This window comes from Streptomyces sp. NBC_01198 (assembly GCF_036010485.1).
GTDB lineage: Bacteria > Actinomycetota > Actinomycetes > Streptomycetales > Streptomycetaceae > Actinacidiphila.
In genome coordinates, this window is sequence record NZ_CP108568.1 from 906,607 (window position 1) to 924,782 (window position 18,176).

The 18,176-nt window shown below is 72.4% G+C and carries 13 protein-coding genes and 1 pseudogene; 8 read left to right on the plus strand and 6 right to left on the minus strand.

What is annotated here, in order from left to right; genetic code table 11:
* Positions 1-181 precede the first annotated feature (181 nt).
* Positions 182-2,347 (minus strand): transketolase, encoded by a 2,166-nt coding sequence (tkt, locus tag OG702_RS04065; RefSeq protein WP_327293075.1) that lies wholly within the window; start codon positions 2,345-2,347, stop codon positions 182-184.
* A gap of 88 nt (positions 2,348-2,435) precedes the next feature.
* Positions 2,436-2,597 (minus strand): hypothetical protein, encoded by a 162-nt coding sequence (locus OG702_RS04070; RefSeq protein WP_327287493.1) that lies wholly within the window; start codon positions 2,595-2,597, stop codon positions 2,436-2,438.
* 260 nt (positions 2,598-2,857) lie between these two features.
* Here OG702_RS04070 and OG702_RS04075 point away from each other — a divergent pair, with 260 nt between their 5' ends.
* Positions 2,858-4,579, plus strand: coding sequence for a GAF domain-containing sensor histidine kinase (locus OG702_RS04075; RefSeq protein WP_442814293.1), 1,722 nt, complete (start codon positions 2,858-2,860; stop codon positions 4,577-4,579).
* 90 nt (positions 4,580-4,669) lie between these two features.
* Here OG702_RS04075 and OG702_RS04080 read toward each other — a convergent pair whose 3' ends face one another.
* Positions 4,670-5,374: a response regulator transcription factor gene (locus OG702_RS04080; RefSeq protein WP_327287494.1), complete on the minus strand. Its 705-nt coding sequence runs from the start codon at positions 5,372-5,374 to the stop codon at positions 4,670-4,672.
* Positions 5,375-5,849: 475 nt separating this feature from the next.
* Here OG702_RS04080 and OG702_RS04085 point away from each other — a divergent pair, with 475 nt between their 5' ends.
* From OG702_RS04085 to OG702_RS04095, 3 genes are all read left to right on the plus strand, one after another.
* Complete coding sequence (locus OG702_RS04085; RefSeq protein WP_327287495.1) at positions 5,850-6,518, plus strand: helix-turn-helix domain-containing protein; 669 nt, start codon at positions 5,850-5,852, stop codon at positions 6,516-6,518.
* 178 nt (positions 6,519-6,696) lie between these two features.
* Positions 6,697-8,571 (plus strand): PAS domain S-box protein, encoded by a 1,875-nt coding sequence (locus tag OG702_RS04090; RefSeq protein WP_327287496.1) that lies wholly within the window; start codon positions 6,697-6,699, stop codon positions 8,569-8,571.
* A 244-nt stretch (positions 8,572-8,815) separates the two neighbouring features.
* Complete coding sequence (locus OG702_RS04095) at positions 8,816-9,439, plus strand: hypothetical protein (RefSeq protein ID WP_327287497.1); 624 nt, start codon at positions 8,816-8,818, stop codon at positions 9,437-9,439.
* Positions 9,440-9,612: 173 nt separating this feature from the next.
* On the opposite strand, the gene OG702_RS04100 is transcribed toward OG702_RS04095, so the two are convergent.
* Positions 9,613-10,272 (minus strand): GNAT family N-acetyltransferase, encoded by a 660-nt coding sequence (locus tag OG702_RS04100; protein WP_327287498.1) that lies wholly within the window; start codon positions 10,270-10,272, stop codon positions 9,613-9,615.
* Positions 10,273-10,427: 155 nt separating this feature from the next.
* Here OG702_RS04100 and OG702_RS04105 point away from each other — a divergent pair, with 155 nt between their 5' ends.
* From OG702_RS04105 to OG702_RS04120, 4 genes and pseudogenes are all read left to right on the plus strand, one after another.
* The gene (locus OG702_RS04105) at positions 10,428-11,003 is read left to right on the plus strand and encodes a MarR family winged helix-turn-helix transcriptional regulator (protein WP_327287499.1); all 576 of its coding nucleotides are present in this window, start codon (positions 10,428-10,430) and stop codon (positions 11,001-11,003) included.
* Positions 11,000-12,718 carry an MDR family MFS transporter gene (locus tag OG702_RS04110; protein WP_327287500.1) on the plus strand — a complete coding sequence of 573 codons (1,719 nt, stop codon included), beginning with the start codon at positions 11,000-11,002 and terminating at the stop codon, positions 12,716-12,718. Before OG702_RS04105 ends, OG702_RS04110 begins: the two co-directional genes overlap by 4 nt.
* A 156-nt stretch (positions 12,719-12,874) precedes the next feature.
* Positions 12,875-14,510, plus strand: a pseudogene (locus tag OG702_RS04115) (ISAzo13 family transposase).
* Positions 14,511-14,899: 389 nt separating this feature from the next.
* Positions 14,900-16,411, plus strand: a complete 1,512-nt coding sequence (locus OG702_RS04120; RefSeq protein WP_327287501.1) for a hypothetical protein — start codon at positions 14,900-14,902, stop codon at positions 16,409-16,411.
* Positions 16,412-16,470: 59 nt separating this feature from the next.
* Here OG702_RS04120 and OG702_RS04125 read toward each other — a convergent pair whose 3' ends face one another.
* Positions 16,471-17,526 (minus strand): hypothetical protein, encoded by a 1,056-nt coding sequence (locus OG702_RS04125; protein WP_327287502.1) that lies wholly within the window; start codon positions 17,524-17,526, stop codon positions 16,471-16,473.
* Positions 17,523-18,098: an RNA polymerase sigma factor gene (locus tag OG702_RS04130; protein ID WP_327287503.1), complete on the minus strand. Its 576-nt coding sequence runs from the start codon at positions 18,096-18,098 to the stop codon at positions 17,523-17,525. Before OG702_RS04130 ends, OG702_RS04125 begins: the two co-directional genes overlap by 4 nt.
* Positions 18,099-18,176 lie beyond the last annotated feature (78 nt).

Here is an 18,176-nt window from a genome sequence, read left to right on the forward strand (position 1 = left end):
CCCCGAGGCCCCGTCGTGGCCGGGGAGCACCACAGCCGCGCTGACGGCCGGGCGGGGTATGCGGTGGTGCCGCGTATCTCGGCGAACACCCCAACGCACGTGGAGCCCTGGTGCCGTACGGCACCAGGGCTCCGGAGCGCCGGTGGGACCCCTGCGGGGTCGCGAGGGCCGGGCGGGGTGGTCAGGGGCGGTCGGCGGCGCCTCCGCCGGTGGGGGCGGAGGCCTGCTGGCGGCCGCCGGGGCGGGTCGGCCGGCGAGTGTCGCCGATGCTGTCGCGGGCGGCCGCGGCGACCGCCTCGGGGGTGATGCCGAACTCGGTGTAGAGCCGCTGGTAGGCGGCGGAGGCGCCATAGTGCTCCAGGCTGACGATGCGTCCGGCGTCGCCGACCACGTCGCGCCAGCCCTGCCCGACCGCGGCCTCGACGCTGACCCGTGCCGCCACCGCCGGCGGGAGCACCTGGTCCTGGTAGTCCTGCGGCTGCGCGGCGAACCACTCCCGGCACGGCATCGAGACCACCCGCACGGCGAGGTCGTCAGCCGCCAGCAGCTCGCGCGCCTCCAGTGCGATGGCGACCTCGGAACCGGTCGCGACCAGGATGACGTCGGGCGTCCCGCCGCCCGCCGCGTCGATCAGGACGTATCCGCCCCGGGACGCTTCCTGCGCGGGGGCGTACTGTCCGCTGTCGCGGTCCAGGACCGGCAGGTTCTGCCGGGACAGGACCAGTCCGGCGGGACGGTCGGTGTGTTCGAGGACGGTCCGCCAGCAGGCGGTGGTCTCGTTCGCGTCGGCGGGGCGCACGACGTCCAGGCCGGGGATGGCCCGGAGCGCCGCCAGGTGTTCCACGGGCTGGTGGGTCGGGCCGTCCTCGCCCAGGCCGATGGAGTCGTGGGTCCACACGTAGGTGGCGGGCAGCTGCATCAGTGCGGCCAGGCGGACCGCGGGGCGCATGTAGTCGGAGAAGGTGAGGAAGGTTCCGCCGTAGGGGCGGGTCAGGCTCTGCAGGGCGATGCCGTTGAGGATCGCGCCCATGGCGTGTTCGCGGATGCCGAAGTGCAGGGTCCGCCCGTAGGGGCCGCCTTTCCAGTCCTTGGTCTGGCGGTCGGCGGGGACGAAGGAGGGCTCCCCGTCCATGGTGGTGTTGTTGCTCCCGGCCAGGTCGGCCGAGCCGCCCCACAGCTCCGGGAGGACCGGTGCCAGGGCGCTGAGGACCTTCCCGGACGCGGCACGGGTGGCCATGCCCTTCGGATCGGCGGGGAAGACCGGCAGGGCGTCGGTCCAGCCGTGGGGCAGCCGCTGTGCCTGCAGGCGGTCGAGCAGCGCGGCCCGCTCTGGGTTCGCCGTCCGCCATGCGGCGAACGCCGCGTCCCACTCGGCGTGTGCCTGAGCGCCGCGCTCGCGGACCTGACGGGTCCGGGCCAGGACCTCGTCCTCGACGGTGAAGTGCTGGTCGGGGTCGAAGCCCAGCAGCCGCTTGGTCGCGGCCACCTCGTCCTCGCCGAGCGCGGAGCCGTGTGCCTTTCCGGTGTTCTGCTTGGTCGGGGCGGGCCAGCCGATCAGGGTGCGCAGCATGATCAGGGACGGGCGGCCGGTCTCCGCGCGTGCGGCGCGGACGGCCGCGAGGAGCGCGTCGACGTCCTCGACGTAGTCACCGGTGGCCGTCCAGTCGACGGACTGCACGTGCCAGCCGTAGGCGGCGTAGCGGGCCGGGACGTCCTCGCTGAAGGAGACGTCGGTGTCGTCCTCGATGGAGATGTGGTTGGAGTCGTAGAAGACGGTGAGGTCGCCGAGTTCCTGGTGGCCCGCGAGGGACGCGGCCTCGCCCGTGATGCCTTCCATCATGTCGCCGTCCGAGGCGATGACGTACACGTGGTGGTCGAAGGGGCTGGTGCCCGGTTCGGCGTCGGGGTCCAGCAGCCCGCGTTCACGTCGGGCCGCCATGGCCATGCCGACCGCACTGGCCAGGCCCTGCCCCAGCGGCCCGGTGGTGATCTCCACGCCACGGGTGTGCCGGTGTTCCGGGTGCCCGGGCGTGGCCGAACCCCAGGTCCGATACGCCTCAAGGTCCGTCAGTTCCAGCCCGTAGCCGCTCAGGTAGAGCTGGGTGTACAGGGTGAGGCTCGAATGCCCGCAGGACAGCACGAACCGGTCACGGCCCAGCCACTGATCGTCGTTCGGGTCGTGCTTCAGCACGTTCTGGAACAGCAGGTACGCCAGCGGGGCCAGGCTCATCGCCGTACCCGGGTGGCCGTTGCCGACCTTCTGCACCGCGTCGGCCGCAAGCAGCCGCGCGGTGTCCACCGCCCGTACGTCCACCGCGTCCCAGCCGGCCCGGTCCGCGACCGGCATCAGCACCGACCTGTTCGACTGGGCCGCATCGTCCGACCGTTCACTTGCCACGTCGCTGCTCCTTCGGGGGAACCGGTGGGCGACACCGTCACGCGCGGGCGTTGGCCCGGCAGGCGGCGTCGCCGGCCTTCTCGAACTTCTTGAAGAACTTCTCGACCGTCTCGTGCTCGTCCTTGAGCAGCGCGACCGCGTCCGCCGGGCCCTTGCCCCCCGCACGGTCGGGCACGCCCGGCCGGCCAGCGGGTCGCATCTCCTGACGCATGCCGACGAATGGCGATCGACTGCCGACTTCCGGCTGCCGCCTACCCTGCCCGCGCAAACCAACCCGCCCGGGCGCACCTTTTCACCACTTTCAGCCGCGCCGACGTTCCGTCATCCGGCCACGCTCCCGCGGCGGTCGGCGTACGGCGCGGGTGACCGCCAGGGGACATCTGTCCGGCTTCCGCTGCTCTGTACGGACCTACTACGGTGACCTTGACCGGTGCGCGGCCGTTCCGAGCGGAGGATCTGGTGGGCGAGGGATCGGGAGGGCTGCCGCGGCTTCAGCTCGATGAGCTGCTAGAGGAGCTGCAGGTCCGGATCGATGCCGTGCGCGGCACCCGGGACCGGGTGCACGACCTGCTGGAAGCGGTGCTGTCCGTCGGCGGCGAGCTGGACCTGGCACAGGTGCTGCGGCGCATCGTGGAGGCCGCGGTGGTGCTGGTCGACGCGGAGTACGGCGCGCTCGGCGTCATCGAGGGGACCCGGCTGTCCCAGTTCCTGACCAGCGGGATCTCCGCCGGGAAGGCGGAGGCGATCGGCCCGCTGCCGTCCGGCCACGGCATCCTCGGTGAGCTGATCCGCCACCCGGAGCCGCTGCGGATCACGGACATCTCCCAGCACCCCGCGTCACACGGCTTCCCTCCCGACCACCCGCCGATGCACTCCTTCCTCGGCATGCCGATCCGGGTGCGCGAGGAGGTGTTCGGGAACATCTACCTCACCGAGAAGCGCGGCGGCGCCGAGTTCGACGGTGAGGACGAGACGGTCCTGCGCACCCTCGCGGTTGCCGCCGGTGTGGCCATCGAGAACGCCCGTCTCTACAAGGCCGCCCGCGACCGGCAGCGGTGGCTGGAGGCGAACGCCGCCATCGTGCGCGATCTGCTGTCCGGCGCCGACCAGGAGGCGATACTGCGGGGCATCGTGGAGCACGCCAGCCGCATCGTCGATGCCGACCTCGGGGTGATCGCTCTGCCGGTCGGCGAGGGCACGGATCTCCGGATGGTCATCGCGGTCGGGGTCGACGCGGAGGACCACCGGGGCCTGGTGCTGCCCGCGGAGGGGTCCTTCATGGGAGCCGCGCTGGCCGCCGGAGGCTCCATCACCACCAGCGAGATCCAGAAGGACCCGCGGGTCACGGTCGGGCCGCCGCGGTGGAACGGGCTCGGGCCGGTGGTGGCCGTTCCCATGCTGGCGGAGGACCGGGCCCGCGGTGTGCTGCTGCTGGGCCGCGCCGAGCGCGCGCTGCCCTTCACCGAGGACGAGACCGCCCCGCTGGCCGCCTTCGCCGGACAGGCCTCGCTGGCCATGGAGCTGGCCGAGCGCCGCCGTTCGGCCGAGCAGGTGGCCCTGCTGGAGGACCGCGACCGCATCGCCCGCGATCTGCACGACCTCGCCATCCAGCGGCTGTTCGCCACCGGCATGACGCTGCAGAGTTCACTGCGCTTCATCGAGCATCCCGAGGCGAACGAGCGCATCATGCGGGCGGTGGACGACCTCGACGAGACGATCAAGATCATCCGGTCCACCATCTTCGGCCTTCGGGCGAAGGAGGCCGACCGCAAACGTCTGAACCTGCGCACCCGTGTCGTCACCACCGTCGAAGCAGCGGCCCGCACGCTCGGGTTCACCCCGTCCCTGCGGATGGAGGGACTGATCGACACCGACGTTCCGGCCGCGGTGGCGGAGGACGTGGTCGCGGTGCTGGAGGAGGCGCTCTCCAACGTCGCCCGCCATGCCCGGGCGTCGGCTGCCGAGGTCTCGGTGGCCGTCGCCTCGGGCCGGCTGGCCCTGACCGTGGCGGACGACGGCATCGGCCTTCCCGGTCAGACCCGGCGCAGCGGCCTGCGCAACCTGGCCGAGCGTGCCGCACACCGCGGCGGTGAGTTCACCGCGGGCCCGCGCGACGAAGCCGGGACAGGCGGGACCCGCCTGGTCTGGCGGGTACCGCTGGCCCCCGCCGCGGACCATTGAGGGCAGGGCCGGCGGCCGTGAACCGCTCTGCCCTGCCCGTGGCGCGGGCTGCCCGGCAGCCCGGCGGCGGTGGGCCGACCGGCCCCGGGCTCAGCGCCTGCCGGTGCGCGGGTCCGGTGCCGGCGCGGCGCTGCTGGAGGCGATGACCGCGGCCTGGACCCGGCGTTCGACGCCGAGCTTGGCCAGCAGGCGCGAGACGTTGTTCTTCACGGTCTTCTCCGACAGGTACAGCCGCGTGCCGATCTGCCGGTTGGTGAGGCCGTCGCCGATGAGCGCCAGGATGTCGCGCTCCCGCGGGGACAGGGCCGCCAGCGCCCCCTGTTCCGGGCCCGCGCCGGAGTGGTCGTCGCGCAGGCTGCTCATCAGGCGTGCCGTGGTGGCCGGGTCCAGCAGGGACTGGCCGGCGGCGACCGTCCGTACCGCCGAGACCAGGTCGGAGCCCTTGATCTGCTTCAGTACGTAGCCCGCCGCGCCCGCCATGATCGCGTCCAGCAGCGCGTCGTCGTCGTCGAACGACGTCAGCATCAGGCAGGCCAGCGCGGGCATCGCCGAGCGCAACTCGCGGCAGACCGAGATCCCGTCGCCGTCGGGGAGGCGGATGTCCAGGACGGCGACGTCCGCTCGCAGCGCGGGCCCGCGGGCCATCGCGTGACCCGCGGACTCGGCCTCGCCGACCACCTCGATGTCGGGTTCGGCGTCCAGCAGGTCGTGGACGCCGCGGCGCACCACCTCGTGGTCGTCGACCAGGAAGACCCGGATCGGGGACTCCGCGGAGAATCGCGCTGCCTCACTCATGGGCGGACCTTCACCTGTCGTCTGCCGGCCCGATGCCGCGCTGGGGCTCCGATCATCGCGTCCGGGCCGGTCGGGCACCAGGGCCGAACGGACCCCGGAGCGGGGCCGACCGGCGGGTCGCCGCGGCCCGCGCCCTGGAGCCGTCGATCCGGCCGGCGCGGAGGTCGCCGGAGGCGCCGGGGTCACGGTGGGACGTCCTTGGGTCGCCGTCCGTACGCGGACCTGCCGGGCGGTCTCACCGAGTGCGACGGCGCCGTCCCCATGTGGTGGCCATCGGCGACGAGTGCGGACTGCCGCATGGCAGTGGGCCGCCTCGTGAGGGACGCTGGAAGTGAGGGCGCCCCGCGCGCAGGACCGCTCGCGGCACGCAGAACCGCCGCCAGGTTCCTGGGCGGAGGCAGGCCTGGTCCTGCCGCCGGCGCCCGCGGCCGGATATTCCTTCCGGGGCAGTTCCGGGAGGAAAGGAGGACGTGCCATGACCGCCAACGCCGAACCCGCGCGGGAGCCGGCTCCCGGAGACCTCGCCCGGCGTATCGGCCAACGTCGTGTGCACCTCGGCCTGAGCGAGAACGCGCTGGCCGTGCAGTCGGGCATGGCGCCCCGCTACCTGCAGCAGCTGCTCGCGCAGGGGCCCGCCTTCGACCCCGGCGGCTTCCTCCGGGTCGCCGCGGTCCTCGGGATGAGATACGAGGATCTGCTGGAGGGGCGCAGCGACCCCGCGCCCGGGCAGAGCGCCCCGGCCCCGCACCCGGTGCTGACCCGCCTCACCACCGCCGAGTGCTGGGACAGGCTGGGCGAGCACGGGGTGGGGCGCGTCGCCCTGGCCTCCCGTCCCGCCCCCATGGTGTTCCCCGTCAACTACGCGGTGGAGGGTCGGTCGATCCTGTACCGGACGGCGTCCGAGGGCCCGGCCGCCGCGGCAAGTGGCGCGGAGATCTCCTTCCAGGCCGACCGGATCGACGACCGGCACAGCGACGGGTGGAGCGTCCTGATGTCAGGTGCCGCAGAACGGATCGACGACCCGGACACGACACGGCGGCTGGCGGAAGAAGGCGTGGTGGAGCCGTGGGCGGGCGGCGACCGGCCGTTGTGGATACGCATCGAGCCGACCGAGACGACGGGACGCACCATCGGGACCATGTGACCGAGGGCAGCCGCGCCCCGCACGGGAGCTGTGCGGGTCACCGCCCGGCGCGCGGAAGCCGCGCATATGACACGGTCGAATTCGAGCACATTCGGATGGGTTGCCGACAAGCCCCGCAGGCCGCGCTGTATTCGTGTTGAGCTTCCCCCATGGGGTTCGGGCGAACACGGGGCGGAACATGACCACGACAGCCGAGGAGCCGTTCCGAGCGCTGCTGGAGGCCGCCCCGGACGCGATGGTCATCGTGGACGACGCGGGCGTCATCCGGCTGGTGAACGCCCAGACCGAGGCGCTGTTCGGATATCCGCGACAGGCGTTGCTCGGGCGGCCCATCGAGGTCCTGGTGCCGCGCCGCTTCCGCGCCCAGCATCCGGGCCACCGCCTGCGGTACGCCGACAACCAGCAGGTCCGCCCGATGGGCGCCGACCTGGAGCTGCACGGGCTGCGCGCTGACGGCCGCGAATTCCCCGTCGAGATCAGCCTGAGCCCGCTGGAGACACCCGAAGGCCTGCTCATCTCCGCCGCGGTACGTGATGTCAGCGACCGCAAGGCGGCGGAGGAACGTTTCCGGGGGCTGCTGGAGGCCGCGCCGGACGCCATGGTGATCGTGGACGACGCCGGGACGATCCAGCTCGTCAACGCCCAGACCGAGGCGCTGTTCGGCTACGTCCGCGAGGAGCTGCTCGGCCAGCGGGTGGAGATCCTCGTTCCCGAACGCTTCCGCGGGCACCACCCGGGATTCCGGCACGGCTACGTGGACAACCGCCGGGCCCGCCCGATGGGCGCCGGGCTGGAGCTGCACGGGCTGCGCGCTGACGGCCGCGAATTCCCCGTCGAGATCAGCCTGAGCCCGCTGGAGACACCGGACGGCACCCTCGTCTCGGCTGCGATCCGCGACGTCAGCCAGCGCAAGGCGGACGAGGCCACGCTCGCCGAGCTCTACGAGCAGCAGCGGCACGTGGCGCTGACCCTGCAGCGCAGCCTGATGGGATCACCCGCCCCGGTGCCGGGCATGGCGACCGCGAGCCGCTACTTCCCGGCCCAGCAGGGCGCCGGCGTCGGCGGTGACTGGTTCGACCTCATCCCCCTGGGCGGGGGGCGGGTGGGGGTGCTGATCGGCGACGTGATGGGCCGCGGTCTGGACGCCGCCGCCGTGATGGGGCAACTGCGGTCGGCAGCGCATGCGCTGGCCAAGACGGGGATGCCGCCCTGGCAGCTGATGCAGGCACTGGACGCGGTGGTCACCGAACTCCCCGACCAGCTCGTCACCTGCTGCTACCTGGTGGTCGACCCGGACGCGGCCGAGGTCACCGTGTGCTCGGCCGGCCACCTGCCGCTGCTGCTGGTGGAGGAGGGCGGCTCGACGCACCGGCTGCCGGTGGAGGTCAGCGTGCCGCTGGGCGTGGGCGAGGTGCCGCACCAGCAGAGCCGGCACGCCGTGCAGCCGGGCTCGGTGCTCGCGCTCTACACGGACGGGCTGGTCGAGACCCCGGAGAGCGACCTGGAGATGCAGATCGACCTGCTGGCAGCCGCGCTCGGCAAGGCGGTGGCGACCGCAGGGAACCTGGAGCGGGCGGCCGACGAGGTCCTGGCGCACCTGCTGCCGGGCCCCCAGGACTACGCCGACGACGTGACGCTGCTCCTCGTCGACATCGCCCATCCGCCGGACACCGCGGTCTCCGCCGTACTGACCACCGACCCGGCCAGCGTGCCGCAGGGCCGCCGCTTCGTGCGCGAGACGCTCGACGCGTGGAACTGCTCGGCGCTGGTGGAGACGGCGACGCTGCTCGTCTCCGAGCTGCTCTCCAACGCCGTGCGCCACGCCTGCGGGCCGCTCAGCCTGCGGTTGCGCAGGGCCGGCGCCGAGCTGAGCGTCGAGGTGTGCGACGGCAGCCCGGTGGTGCCCCAGGCCAGATACGCCGTGGCGGACGAGGAGTCCGGGCGCGGCCTGCTGCTGGTCGACTCGCTGGCCACCGCGTGGGGCACGCTTCCCACGGCGGAAGGCAAGGCGGTCTGGTTCTCGCTGACGGTCCCGTCGCCGAGCGCCCTTTGACCTGCCGGGGCGTGCCCGAGATGGCCGGCTGGACCTGGGCGGGCTGAACCATCGCGCAGCCGGCAAGGCGTCGGCCCGCCGGAAGCGTCCGGCGGGCCGACGCCCCGTGTGGCCCGGTCCGACCGGGCCCGCGAGCAGGGCCGTTCGGCCCTCACGTGCGGGCCGTGGGCCCCCAGCGCCGGCACCGCGGCGCCCAGGACAGTGAGGGCATACCGAACGACAACCCACCGAGCAGGGAGTCACCATGGCCGTCCACCAGCACACCAGGCAGCACACGGGATTCCGCCGTCCCGCCTGGAAGCGGGCATCCGCCGGCCCCGAGGGCGGGACCACGTCCGTCACCGCCGGGTCCGTCCTGGCTGCCAGGTCGCTGGCCACCGTGCGCGTCGCGACCGGCTTCATCTTCCTGTGGGCGTTCCTCGACAAGGCCTTCGGCTGGCACTACGCCACCGGCTCCGGCAAGGGCTGGATCGACGGCGGCTCGCCCACCAAGGGCTTCCTGTCCGGGGTGTCCGCCGGTCCCCTCCAGTCCTTCTTCCACCACATCGCCGGGCAGGGCTGGACCGACTGGCTGTTCATGCTCGCGCTCCTCGGTATCGGCGTCGCCCTGATGAGCGGCGTCGCCCTGCGCCTCACCGCCGTCGCCGGCACCGCGCTGATGGGGATGATGTGGGCCGCCGAGTGGCCGCCCGCCCAGCACCTGACCGGCGGTGCCCCGAGCATGTCGTCGAACCCGATCGTGGACTACCACGTCATCTACGCCCTCGCGATGATCCTCTTCGCCCTCACCGCCGCCGGCACCACCTGGGGACTCGGCCGCGTCTGGGCCCGACTCCCCGTCGTCCGCGAGCGCCAGTGGCTCCGCTGACAGCGCCCGGCCGACACGCAGCGGGGCACCGCCCACCAGGCGGTGCCCCGCTCGCTGCCGCGGAGCTCAAGTCCGAGTTGCTGACGAACTGACAGGCAGCCGGAGCGGGGCCGGCCGCCGCTGACGCCGCGCGGCGGCGGGCCGGTCCGACCGGTGGTGCCTCCGACGCGAGCTCAGTCCTTCGCCTCGGGTGGAAGACCGAAGAGCGGCAGGCAGGGCGTGAGACCGGTGGTCGTGACGGGGACGCGCCGGCCGACCTCCCAGCCGGCCCGGGGCAACCGCAGGCGCCGCATCGTCGTGCGCCGGCCACGGACGTTCCAGTGCTCGACGCCGTCGAGCTCGTAGTCCAGCTTCTCGGACACGGCGAAGGAGGACGGATTGTCCTCGAAGGCGCCCGACAGCGCGTCGACCGCCCCCAGCCCGGCGAAGGCAAGACGCAGGACCGCCGCGCGCATCTCGGTACCGATCCCCTGGTGCTGATGGCGCAGGCCGAGCCATGAGGCCGTACTCACCTGGCGCAGCACGGCGAAGTCGCGGGCAGCGATCGTCTGCAGGCCGACAACGTGGCCGTCCTTGAAGACGCAGAGGTTCAGCGCCCAGTTCTCCGGTGCCCAGTTTCCCAGCCGCAGCCAGTGGTGCTGCACCACCGAGCGCGCCCTCTCCTCGGGCGGCAGGTCCGTCCAGGGCACGATGAACGGCATCCGATCCGGCTCGTGGACACCCTCGCCCGCCAGGTCCGCCAGCTCGCCGAGCTCCTCCCCGGAGGGCAGCCGCAGCTCCAGGCGCGGGGTGTTCAGGCGCAGGCCCAGCAGGGGCCAGTGATCCGTGAGCATGCGCCATTGTCGAGGCCCGGCACGACCGAGGTCACATGGTTTTCCACTCCGTGCACCCGCATGCCCCGCCCGGCAGCCGCGCGTACTCCGGGACGTTTACTTGTAGACACCAAGTGTTTGCTGTATACACATAGTAGGAACCGAGGTGATCGCTGATGAACCAGCCAGGCGTGGCAGCCGCCGCTGAGCACGCGGCGGAAGGCGGCCGCGCCGGAAGCGGCGGCGGAGCCGGAGTGGCTTCGGTCGCGGACGCCGTGGTCGAGCTGCTGCGGACCGTGCGCCGGTCCAAGGCCCGACTGCTGGCCGCGGCGAGCAACGACGTCGACTCGGCGGCGCAGATCCTGCTGCGTGCCGCCGCGGCCGAAGGGCCGATACGCGCGAGCGCGCTGGCTGCCAGCGTCCAGACCGACCTGTCGACGGTCAGCCGCCAGACCGCCGCGCTGGTGACGCGCGGGCTGCTGGAACGGCAGCCCGATCCGGTGGACGGCCGAGCCTGCCTGCTGGTGGTCACCACCGCGGGCCGGGCCGTCATCGCTGACCACGAGCAGGCCCGCACGGCCTTCTTCGAGGAGGTGGTGAGCGACTGGTCACCCGAGGAGCGGAACCAGTTCGCCCATCTGCTGGAACGGTTCACCGCGGCCTATGACAAGACCCACACCCGTTGGCTGACCGACGCGGCGCGGCAGGCCGCCGCCCGCGCCGGTCACCCGGAAGAAAGCAGCACCGCATGAGCGCCACCGCAACCCGTTCGACGAGCTCGCCGCCGGACGGCGCGCTGTCCCATCGCCAGATCCTGACCATCCTGTCCGGGCTCGTCCTGGGCATGTTCCTCGCGGCGCTGGACCAGACCATCGTCTCGACCGCGATCAAGACGATCGGCAACGACCTCAACGACCTGTCGGCGCAGGCGTGGGTCACCACCGCGTTCCTGATCACCTCGACGATCGCCGCACCGCTGTTCGGCAAGCTGTCCGACATCTACGGGCGCAAGCGGCTGTTCATGCTCGCGATCGTGATCTTCGTGGTCGGGTCGGCCCTGTGCGGCCTGGCCCAGTCGATGTACGAACTGGCCGGCTTCCGGGCCTTCCAGGGCATAGGCGCCGGCGGCATCATGCCGCTCGCGCTGGCCGTGATCGGCGACATCATCCCGCCCCGCGAGCGTGCCCGCTACCAGGGCTACATGATGGCCGTCTTCGCCAGCGCCTCCGTCCTCGGCCCGGTGCTCGGCGGCCTGTTCTCCGGCACGGACAGCTTCCTGGGCGCCGCCGGATGGCGGTGGATCTTCTACATCAACGTCCCCATCGCCGCCTTCGCCCTGGTCGTCATCGCCAAGGTGCTCCACCTCGACCACGTCCGCCGCGAGCGGCGCATCGACTGGTGGGGCTCGGTCCTGCTCGCCGTCGGCCTGGTGCCGCTGCTGGTGGTCGCCGAGCAGGGCCAGAGCTGGGGCTGGGCCTCGGCCCGCTCCTTCGCCTGCTACCTGATCGGTGCGGCGGGGCTCGCGCTGTTCGTCCGGGTCCAGCACCGGATGGGTGACGACGCGCTGCTTCCCCTGCGGCTGTTCCGCAACAGCACCTTCTCCGTCGCCTCCGCCCAGGTGACGATCATCGGCATGGCGATGTTCGGCGGGCTGTCGGTCATCCCGCTGTACCTGCAGATCGTCAAGGGCGCCTCGCCGACGAAGTCCGGCCTGCTGCTGCTCCCGCTGGTCGCAGGGCTGATGCTCGCCTCCCTCGCCTCCGGCCAGCTCATCGCCCGCACCGGCCGGTACAAGATCTTCCCGGTGATCGGTTCCGTCCTCATGGTCATCGGCATGGGCCTGCTGATCACGATCGGCGCCGACACGCCCCTGTGGCACACCGACATCTACATGGCCGTCTTCGGCATCGGCCTCGGGCTGAACATGCAGAGCCTCGTCCTGGCGATGCAGAACGCCGTGCCGGCCAAGGACATGGGCGTGGCCTCGGCCTCGTCGACGTTCTTCCGCTCGATCGGCGGCACGCTGGGAACCGCGATCTTCCTGTCCGTGCTGTTCTCGCTGGCGGGCTCCAAGATCAGCCACGAGTACACGAAGGCGGCCGACGACCCGGCCTTCGTCGCGGCGGGCAAGGCCCACCCCGATCAGCTGGCGGCACTGCACCAGCACCTGGGCGGCGGGCTGAACGACACGTCGTTCCTGAACGGGCTGGCCAAGCCGCTCAGCCACCCGTTCTTCGCCGGCTTCTCCGCCGCCGGCGACGTGGTCTTCGCGATCGTGGCCGTCCTCCTGCTGGCAGCCATCGTGCTCTCGACCCGGCTGAAGGAGGTCCCGCTGCGGATGGTCTCAGGCAACCAGGCCCGCTCCCAGGCGGAAGCCGCGGCGAAGGCCTCGCCGGCCGGCGCGACCGCGGGGCCGGGCAACGAAGACGCCACCACTCCGCGGGCGGGCTCAGGAAGCGACCGCTAGGCCCAATGCCGCTTACTCAGCGGCGCCCGCGGGCCCTTGACCCGTCGCGATGCCGTCGCCGGCACCCTCTACGAGGCGGCAAGTCACTGGTATTGGGCCTAAGGGCTTGCAGGGAATCAAGGTGTTACTTCTCGTCCTGAGGCTCGTTGGTGTGGTATGCGCATTCCGGACAAGACTCGTGATCAACTCGTCGCGAAGTTCGCTGTGTTGTTCCCACACTTGGACGAGCGGCAGCGGCGGCTGTTGATGGCTGCGGAGGCCCGGGGGCTGGGGCACGGCGGTGTCCGGGCTGTGGCCCAGGCGGCTGCGGTCAGTGAGACTACGGTTCGCAAGGGCGTGTTCGAGCTTGAGGCGGGTGTGGAGCCTCTGGGGCGGGTGCGGCGTCCGGGCGGGGGCCGCAAACGAGTGGCGGATCTGAATCCGGGGCTGCTGCCAGCACTGTTGGCGCTGGTTGAGCCGGATGTACGGGGTGACCCGATGTCGCCGCTGCGGTGGACGGTGAAGTCCACCCGCGCGCTTGCACGAGAGCTGACCCGGGCCGGGCACCGCGTCAGCGCCGACACCGTCGCCGGCCTGCTGCGGGACGAAGGCTTCAGCCTGCAGGCCAACGTCAAGACGATCGAGGGCAGTCAGCACCCGGACCGCGACGCCCAGTTCCGCTATCTCAACGAGCAGGCCCGTGGGCACCGGGACAGTGGCCAGCCAGTGATCAGCGTGGACACCAAGAAGAAGGAGCTCGTCGGAGACTTCAAGAACAGCGGCTGCCAGTGGCGGCCGGCAGGTGAGCCGGTGCCGGTGAACGTGCATGACTTCGCTGACCCGCAACTGGACAAGGCCGTCCCCTACGGGATCTACGACGTCGCGGCGAACACCGGCTGGGTCAACGTCGGCACCGATCACGACACCGCGGCGTTCGCGGTCGAGTCGATCCGCCGCTGGTGGCACGGACAGGGCCAGGCTGCCTACCCGCAGGCGCCACGGCTGCTGATCACCGCCGACGCGGGCGGCTCCAACAGCTATCGCACCCGGGCCTGGAAGCTGGAAGCTCGAACTGGCCCGGCTCGCCGCCGAAACGGGACTGACGATCACCGTGTGTCATCTGCCGCCCGGCACATCGAAGTGGAACAAGATCGAGCACCGGCTGTTCTCGCACATCACCATGAACTGGCGCGGCCGCCCGCTGACCAGCCACGAAGTCATCGTCCAGTCCATCGCCGCGACCACCACCCGCACCGGGCTTCGCGTGAATGCCGCACTCGACACCAACACCTATCCCACCGCGGTCCGTATCGGGGACGCGGAGATGGCGGCACTGCCGCTGACCCGGCACATCTTCCATGGCGAGTGGAACTATGCCCTGCACCCGCAGCCCTGTCCTGCCGTCCCGGTGGCCCGAACCCCGCATGAGCAAGCCCCGCGGTGGGACCAGGCCCTGCTGTCCGATCCCGCTCTGACCGGCATGTCCCGGGAACAACTGGACGTGCTCACAGAGACTTTGACTCCCGACGGCGATGCCCGGCGCGGCCGTCCGCCCCGGCTCGCCTTCCCCGAACAGATCCTGGCCACCCTGCTCCATCTGCGGGTCGCCCTGGCCGCGGAACCTCTCGCCGTGCTGTTCAACAGCAGCCGGACCGCGATGCACCGCACCCTTCTGAAGAACAGGAAACTGCTCGAGGCACACGGCATCGTCATCTCACCCGCGACGACACCCCCCGGGGTCCTTATGGCCATTCAGGCTCGCGTCATCGCCCAAACTGACGAGCCTCACGGCAAGATCAAGACGGCGTGTTAATGATCTGCAAGCCCTTAGGCCGGCTGATCAGGTATCCGTCCGGCGAGTGATCACTGACGCGATGCGGGATCGGAGCGGACCGAGCCGCTGACGCCGGCCGATCCGGTCTGCGGGCGGCGGCGGGCCGGCCGTCGCGGTCCTGTGGCGGCGGGCACCCGGTTCGCCTGGGGTCACCGAAGGCGCGGCCCGGGCAGCCGGTCAGCGGTCGTGGCCGAGAGCCGTTCCGGACCCTGGGCGTACAAAGGGCGTGCTGCGGCCCCGAAGTTGCGGCCCGTGTTTTCCCGAGGCTCCGCAAAATGCCGTGTCGAAGTGGCATGGCGTCCTGGCGGCGGACAGCATTCCTTCGGGTGTCCATCCCGGTGCCCAGCAGCTTCCACCGAGGTGCCCGCATGCCCGATCGCACAGTCGTCACCCCAACCGCCCGGCCGGCCGCACCGGGCGTCCGGCCCTGGCCGCCCACGCCGCGGCCCGGCGCGCTGCCATGGCTGGTCGCCGTCAGCGGCGTCTACACGGTGGTGCAGCTGTGGCTGACCGTACCGCGGACGGGGCTCGGTTGGGACGAGACGATCTACACCAGCCAGGTGAGCGGCACGATCCCAGCGGCGTTCTTCAGCGCCCCACGAGCTCGCGGCATCAGCTTCCTTGCCGCGCCGGTCGCCGAACTGACCACCTCGACCACGGCACTTCGGGTGTGGATGGCGGTGCTGTCCGGCGCGGGGCTCCTCCTCGCGCTGTGGGTGTGGCGGAACCTCGTACCCGTGCGAGTGCTCGCGCTGGCCGGCTCGCTCTTCGCCGGACTGTGGATCACGCTCGACTACGGCGCGCAGGTGATGCCCAACCTCTGGAGCGCGTACGGGGTGATGCTCGCCACCGGCTGCTTCCTGCGGGCCGCCCGGGACCGTACCGACCGCGCGGCCCTGGTGGGGCTGGTCTGCGGGGTGACCATCGTCGGCCTCATGCGGCCGCCGGACGCGGTGTGGCTGGCGGTCCCGCTGCTGGCGGTCGCCCTGGCAGTGCCCGGGTGGCGGCGGCCGTGGCTGATGGGTGTGGTGCTGCTCGGAGTCGTCCTGGGCTGCGGCGAGTGGGTCGTCGAGGCGTACGTACGCTTCGGCGGGCTGGCCGAGCGGTTGCGGCTGGGCAGCGACATCCAGGGCGGCATGGGCCTGAACTTCGCGGTGGACGACCAGATCCGCTCGCTGGACGGGCGGGGCCTGTGCCGGCCCTGTTCCATCCCGTGGCGGCACCGCGGCACCGGCATGTGGTTCTTCGTGCTGCCCGTCCTGGCCGTCGGGGGCGCTTTCGCGGCGACAGCGGCCAGGCGCCGGGCGACCGCCTTGCTCCCGCTGCTGGTCGCCGTCTTCGTCTCCGTGCCGTACCTCTTCCTCATCGACTACGCGGCGCCGCGGTTCCTGCTGCCCGCCTACCTCCTGCTTGCCGTGCCCGTGGCCGACTGCCTCTGGCGGCTGGTAACCCGCCGCCCCCACGGCCGGTTGCGCCCGGCGGTCGTCGCGCTCGTGGCCGCAGCGGTCGGCACGCACCTGGCGATCCAGTTCTCCGTCCTGGCAGGCACCATCCAGAACAACCGCGCGCAGCACCGGATCGCCGACGCGGTCTCCGCCACCCTGCACCGGGCCGGAGTGCGTCCGCCCTGCACGGTCACCGGGGACAGTTCGGTCCCGGTCGGCTACCACGCCGGGTGCGCGTCCCGCGAAACGCGGGGCGCCGACACCAGCATCACGACGCAGGGCGTACGGTCCCTGGCCGGTCGCATGCCGGTCGCCGTCCTCGTCCCGCACGGTCAGCAGCCGCCGCCCTACGCCCGCACCTGGCGCGCCGTCCCCCTCCCCGACCGCCTGCACCACGCGTACATCTCCCCCACTCCCCCGGGCCGGCACCGATGAGGACCTGAAGGGGCCGGCCTCGGTGGCCTCCATCACCGGTGCCGCGGGGGGCCGTGCGGTCAGCCGGTGGACTCCGGGGCAGGGCTGCCGGACGCCGGCGGGGCGCTCACGGGCCCAGCGGGCGCGCCCTTCACCCGCGGGAACTTCCAGGCCGGACCGTCCGAGAGGTAGGTCGTCCGGCTGAGGACGTCCTTCCGCAGGATCAGCTCCTGCTGCAGCAGCCTTCCCGTTCGCGCCTGCACCAGCAGGGTCGTCTCCCAGACCGGCCTGCTCTCGTCGACGATCAGGATCCGCGTGCCTGAGCGCCCGCGGGCGTCCTTCCTGGTGCCGTCCAGGCGCACGCCGGGCAGCTGTGCGAGCGCCCCGAACACACCGGCCCGCAGCTTCGCGGACGCCGGCGAGTCGAGCAGCGCGGCGGCCTCGGAGGCCATGGTGTGGAGGGAGGCGGTGCCGTGCTCGGTCAGCTGCGCCTTGAGGGCGGCAGGGTCGGTGGGCAGCTCGTCGAGTCCGGCGACGTCGAGTGTCTTCCCGCCGATGTGCCACCGGCGACTGGTGTCGAAGCCCACGGTTGTCGTTCCGTGGGCGCCGAAGATGTACACCCGCTGAACGCCTTCGGTATCGGTGTAGGCGGCCGACCGGTCGGCGGAGCCGGGGGTCGGACCGGAGATCCCCTCCGACTTCCAGTACGGCGCCCCCTTCATCCGCTCGACCGCGGTGCTGCCGTCGTCCTGGGCCGCGGTGCGGTCCGCCAGGTCGTCGAGGAAGGCCGCCGCGCTCGCGCTGGCGGCCGGCTTGCCGCCGAGGTCAAGCGCCGGCAGCACCGCGACCCCGGTGGCCGCCGCGGCCACCAGCGCCGCCGAGGCGATCCAGCGCCGCCGGAAGAACCGGCGGCGCACCGGCACCGCCGCTCCCGGGGCGTCGTCCAACGCGGCCGGTTCGCTGACACGTTGGGCCCGCTGCACCGCCGCGGTGACGACGGCCTGCGAGCGGGTGAGGACGTCCGCGGCGGGCGGCGCCACCGTACGGGCGGCGGCCAGCCGGCCCATGCCGGGCAGGTCGAGGTCGAAGGCGTCATCGTGGTCGGCGGCCGTGCGGCCGCGTGTGAGGTCGTTCATGCCGGGTCTCCTGCCGGTCGGTGGGCCGTGGCGTGTGCCGCGGTCGGGGTGAGTGCGTCCCGCAGCCGGGTGCGGGCTCGGTGCAGCCGGGAGCGTGCGGTGCCCTGCGGGATGCCGACCACCGCGGCGGCCTCGCTGGGCGTCAGCTCCTCCCAGATCACCAGCAGCAGCAACTCGCGTTCCACCGCCGGGAGTTCGCGGAGGGTGCGGCGGATGAGCGGGGCCACCGCCGCCGCGTCGAGCCGCTGGTCGACCGCCTGCCACGGGTCGGTGGCGGCACCGTCCTCCGCTTCCGCCACCGGCCGCGACTCCCGCCAGTGCGCGGCCAGTACGTGCCGGGCCACTCCGAACAGCCAGCTGCGGGCGGTGCCGCGGGCCCGGTCGAAGCCGGCGCGGCCGGCGAAGGCGCGCAGCCACACTTCGGCCACCAGGTCGTCGGCAGCGCCGGGCGCCCGCCGCGCCAGGTAGCCGTGCAGGGCGCCGGTGTGCCGGGCGACCAGCGGTTCGAATGCGGCGGGGTCGCGGGCCGAGCGGGCCAGCGCGGCGGCGTCACTACTGTCATCGTCTTCCATTTCCCCTCCTCATCCGGCCGGCGCGTACTCCGGCCGCACCCTGTACTTGCCGTCCACGGCGCGAGCGTTCGCGCAGAC